The sequence below is a fragment of the Phenylobacterium sp. genome, from assembly GCF_044371015.1.
In the GTDB taxonomy this organism is placed as follows: domain Bacteria; phylum Pseudomonadota; class Alphaproteobacteria; order Caulobacterales; family Caulobacteraceae; genus Phenylobacterium.
The window spans coordinates 1-4,905 of sequence record NZ_JBILUK010000237.1; the positions used below are offsets into that span (position 1 = coordinate 1).

Annotated in this window: 5 protein-coding genes; all 5 read left to right on the forward strand. The window is 64.7% G+C overall.

Going from position 1 to position 4,905, the window contains the following annotated elements; genetic code table 11:
- The first annotated feature begins 53 nt into the window (after positions 1 to 53).
- Positions 54 to 1,022, forward strand: coding sequence for a PEPxxWA-CTERM sorting domain-containing protein (locus ACIQ3R_RS15290; RefSeq protein WP_397419721.1), 969 nt, complete (start codon positions 54 to 56; stop codon positions 1,020 to 1,022).
- A gap of 18 nt (positions 1,023 to 1,040) precedes the next feature.
- Positions 1,041 to 2,147, forward strand: coding sequence for a helix-turn-helix transcriptional regulator (locus ACIQ3R_RS15295; protein WP_397419722.1), 1,107 nt, complete (start codon positions 1,041 to 1,043; stop codon positions 2,145 to 2,147).
- 65 nt (positions 2,148 to 2,212) lie between these two features.
- Positions 2,213 to 3,082, forward strand: coding sequence for a PEPxxWA-CTERM sorting domain-containing protein (locus tag ACIQ3R_RS15300; RefSeq protein ID WP_397419723.1), 870 nt, complete (start codon positions 2,213 to 2,215; stop codon positions 3,080 to 3,082).
- Between the two features lie 146 nt (positions 3,083 to 3,228).
- Positions 3,229 to 4,356 (forward strand): helix-turn-helix transcriptional regulator, encoded by a 1,128-nt coding sequence (locus ACIQ3R_RS15305; RefSeq protein WP_397419724.1) that lies wholly within the window; start codon positions 3,229 to 3,231, stop codon positions 4,354 to 4,356.
- Positions 4,357 to 4,519: 163 nt separating this feature from the next.
- A partial coding sequence (locus ACIQ3R_RS15310; RefSeq protein WP_397419725.1) for a hypothetical protein occupies positions 4,520 to 4,905 on the forward strand: 386 nt, incomplete at its 3' end.

Consider the following 4,905-nt stretch of genomic DNA (forward strand, 5'->3'; position numbering starts at 1 on the left):
GCGGTCCATCTAGGCGTGTGAGGCTTCGCCCCGACAGTTTGAGGGCGTATGTCATGAAATCCACCCGTGCAGCGATTTTGGCCGCAGCGGTGGCCGCCACCGCCACGTTCGGACTTGAGATCACTACCGTCCAGGCGGCCACGCCGCTGGCGTGGAGCATGGCGGGCGGCAATCTCAACGCCTGCAGCTTCGCCGGGCAATGCGCCGGCGATAACCGCCGCAAGCTCGCCGAGCAGTTCAACTTCGGCCACTCACAGAACAACAGCCTGAGCCTCAGCGATCCCACCTTCGGCTCGCTCTCGGTCACGACGGCGCCGGGCGAGGGGCAGTTCGCCCTGCCGGTGCTCAAGGTCACAGCCAACGGCGCGGCCAACGCCATTGGCGGAAACAACATCAATGGCGAGTACGCCTCGACGCTCGCCTTCGCCGACGGTGTTCAGCGCTATCGCTGGAACGGCGCAGAAGCCATCGACCTGGCGGTCAGCACCTTCGTGGGCTCGCTGCACTTCGCCAACACCGGCTTGGGCTATGTGCAGGCCGAGCTCAACATCATCGACTCCACCCTCGACGACAGCGTCGCCAACGGCGACTACTGGTACTACAACAACGCCTTCCGCCTGGGCTCGCCCCGGCCCACCTGCAGCGGCCCCGGCGCCATCGCCCTGGCCACCACCGGCACGCTCACCGCCGCACAGGGCGAGACCAACCGCACCCTGACGCCCAACTGCGGCGCGGCGACCTTCCGGCTCGATCCGGGCGAGGAGTTCTTCGTCTGGGCGCGGCTCGACCTGCGCCACCTGGGCGCCGGGGCCACCGACGCCAGCCACACCTTCAGCGTGGGCCTGTCGCCGGACCTGGCTCCTGAGACCGTGCAGGCGCTGTCCGGCAACCTGCGCGTCATCCCGCGCTATGTGCCCGGCGGCGCGATCCCCGAGCCTTCGACCTGGGCCTTGTTGATCGGCGGGTTCGGGATGGCGGGCGCGGCATTGCGGCGGCGGCGGGGGTCGCGTTCGGCGCCTTAAGGTTCAGAGGGTGCGGTCGTGACTGACGACATCCATCGGCTGATCGGCGCGGTCTATGAATCGGCCCTGTCGACCGACGGCATGGGCGTGGCGGCGCAGCATGTGGCCCGCGAGTTCGAGGCGGTGGCGGCCTGGCACTATGTGATGCGGCCCGGCTCGGCCGAGGTCTATGTCAACAGCGGCGCCCACGGCTTTGATGAAACCACGGTCGCGCAGTACCAGGACGGCATCTGGAAGGAAGACTTTGCCGTCCCGGCGGCCCAGATCCCGGGCATCACCTTCGAGACCCATGAACTGCTCAGCGCCAAGGCGCGCGACGCCAACGAGTTCTCGCGCTGGCTCAAGCGCCAGGCGGGCTCGCACCGGCTGATCGGGCGCTCCGTGGCGGCCGCCGACGGCCTGGTGGCGGGGCTGGCGCTGCACTTTCCCAACGGCCTCCTGCGGCGGCCGGAGGAGCGGCTGAAGTTCGACCTGATCGCGCCGCACTTCGGGCGCGCCTTCCAGCTCGCCGGCCGGTTCACCGAGGCCATGGACCAGCGCGCCACCCTGGCCCTGGGTGTCGAACGGCTGCGCCAGGCGGTGCTGCTGCTCGACCGGGCGGGCCGCGTGGTCTGGGCCAATGCGGCGGGGCGCGACCTGCTGCGGCGCGACGACGGGATCAGCCTGTCCGGCCAGCGGCTGCGCTTTCGCGGCCTGGGCGAGGCGGCGGCGTTCGAGCGGGCGCGCCGGGTGGTCCGGCTGGGCGTCGGCCTGACCACGCCGGCCGGGTCGCTGACGCTGCCGGTGGCGCGGCCCAGCGGCCGGCCCAACTATGTGATCGAGGTGTTCGAGACCCCGCCCGCCGTGGTCGCCGCCTTCGGCAGCACCTCCAAGCTGCTGGTCATGATCCACGACCCCGACGTGGTCGCCGAGGGGCGCGCCGATGTCTGGCGGGCGATGTTCGGCCTCACCGAGGCCGAGACCCGGGTGGCCCGGGGCCTGCAGCGCGGCCTCGGCGACGAGGCCATCGCCCAGGCGCTGGGGGTCAAGGTCTCCACCGTCCGCAGCCACATCCGCGAGGTGCTGGAAAAGACCGGCGCCCGCAGCAAGCTGGAACTGGCCCACCTGCTGACCTCGGTGGGCTGAAAGCGCGGCGGTTTCTTCGCTGTGCTCCCCAGAAGTGAGGAGGCGCGGACGGCGCGGGTGGGGTCATGCTGACGGCTCAACATGGGGTGCGGGGCCTACTTAAGGGCGCCGCAAAGTTGGGGTGTTTCAACATGATGCGACAGTTGGGATTTGCGGCGGGCGTGTGCGCCCTGGCGCTGGCCGCCGCCGGGCCGGCTTCGGCGGTGACGCTGATCTACACCATCAAAGGAAAGGTTGTGTCTGCAGAGAATGAGGTCGGGACCGTACTGGGTCCGGGATTTGATGCAGGATCTGAATTCACAGCGGTCTTCACGGTAGATACTGCGAGATTTGGCCCATACATTCAATTAGGGCCGAATACATTTGACGCATACGAAGGATGGAGTACAGTATCGTCAGTAATGTCTAATCTCGTAATCGGAACAAACATAATTCAATTTGGAGATGCGCCTGATTTTGGCGAGCACACAGGACAACTTATTCAAAAAGACTATTCAATTCCGCACAATCCACCCAACGAAACAGAATTTGTATCCGTTCGTGCACTTGATAGAAATGACGTGAAATTGTCGGATTTTGCTTTTCGACGCGCAAGTAAGAATCTCATGTTCAACATGAGAAGCACAGACTCTATGAGCGACTACATATCGAGTCCAGATCCGAGAATTGGAAACCCAATAAGCATTAGCAATTTTTCAAAAATTAGCTCTCAACTAGAAGCGTTTTTCTGGTATCAACAATACAATTACGATTTGAATGGAAATGAATTAGGTCGCACGACGATTACACAGGCCCGCATCATGATGAATCCAACTTCCCTGGAAGTCTCGGTCGCCACAGCGCCCGTCCCCGAACCCGCCACCTGGGCGCTGATGATCGGGGGCTTCGGCATGGCCGGGACCATGCTGCGCCGCCGCCGGGCGCTGACCGCCTAGACGTCATCGACGGCCCCGCGCCCCGATCAGGGCCGGCCGACCGGCCGGCCCGCCACGGCGGCGAACGCCAACTGCGGGGCGTCGGCCCGTTCGTTCCGATGTCGGTTTCGCCTCCAGATTGAATGTCGTCGGATATCCTCCTAGGCATGACCATGGACCACTTCCGGCTCATCGAGCGGATCTATGACGGGGCCGCCGACCCGACGGGGTATCCGGCGATCGCCGCCGATATCAGCCGGGCCGTGGGGCTGGATGGCGCCACCCTGGTGCTGCACGAGACCCACAGCCGGCGGGTGCTGTCGGCCACCATGGTCCACTACGACCACCTGGCGGTCGACGAGGTGCTGACCGCCTATGGCCGCGACTGGCACGCGGAGAATCCGCAGGTGCTGTTCGAGGCCAACCGCGCCGGGGCCGACATCTATTTCGAGGGCTGCGACCCGATCTACAACACCGAGCGTTTTCCGGGGTTTGACCTGTGGCGGCGCTCGGAGCTGGGCATCCGCTCGCAGATCACCGGCTATTGCCGCCCGGACGACGACCTCACCTTCGCCTTCGCCTTCTCTTCGCATCACCATGACGGCCCGGAATCGGCGGCCCAGCTCGACCTGTTCCGTCGGATCATGGGCCATCTGCGGCAATCGGTGGGCCTGGCCTATCGGATCGGCACGCTGAACGGCGAGAGCGACGCCCTGCTGCGGCATCTGGAACAGCTCTCAGGCCCGCTGCTGATCCTCGACGCCCAGGGGGCGCCGACCTATGTCAACGCGCATATGGAGGCGGCCCTGGCCGGCCACCCCCTGCTGCGGCTGGGGCGCCAGGGGGCGGGGCGGACGGGCCTGACCTCGCCCGACCCGGCGCTGGACCGGCGGCTGCGTCAGCTGATCGCCCGCGCCGTGGGCCAGCCGCCGGGCGGGGGCGCGATGCTGATCCCGGGCGATCTGGCGCGCGGCCCGCTGGTGCTGCAGGTCGCGCCGCTGACCAACGCCTTCCGGGACCGGGGCCTGGAGACCGGCCAGGCGGTGGTGACGCTCGCCAACTGGCCGCGCCCGCAGGCCGAGCTGGCGGAGAAGTTCCGCGAGACCCTGGGCCTGACCCCGGCCGAGGCCCGGATCGCCACCTGGCTGATGCGCGGCGCGACCGACCTGGACATCGCCACGGAGCTCAAGGTCTCACCCACCACCATCCGCAGCCACATCAGCGGCGTGATGGAAAAGACCGGCCTGCGCAGCAAAGCCGAACTCGCCCACTTTTTGACGTTGCTGGGGCGGTAGGGGCGGGCGGTCAAAGCAACGGAGTGGACGATCTCTACGGAACGAGAATTTCTCTCAGGTATCCTCATTCCTGAGGAGGCGAGCGCCCGGGAATCCATCCTAACCTCGACACAATACGCGGTTCTCTGAAAAGCGCGTAGCGGGTGTGTTCTGGAGGGTATCGATGACTGATTTCGGCCTTGTTTCGCGGCCACGCCGCCAGTCGCGCGCGAGCACCATCTGTCAAGTCGGTCTCTGTGCGATTGCTGCCAGTATGACGTTTCCGGGCGAATCTTTAGCGGTATATATCGTCGCGTCGAATTTCTCCGACATATCCTCTACTGACAAATGGCAGAAGGAACAAATAGAAATAACAAGGTTTTTTCCAAGTACGCAAGCTGGAACTCAAGTTCACGCGCCTTTCGGCGATCTTGTTCCATCTGGTGAAACGGGAAATCTAATATTTCAGGATTGGGGTTACGATAGGGCGCCAGTAAATAACTATATATCTTGGAAAACAAATGAAGAAATATATCTTACTGGATTCAATATATTTCTCACAGACGATTC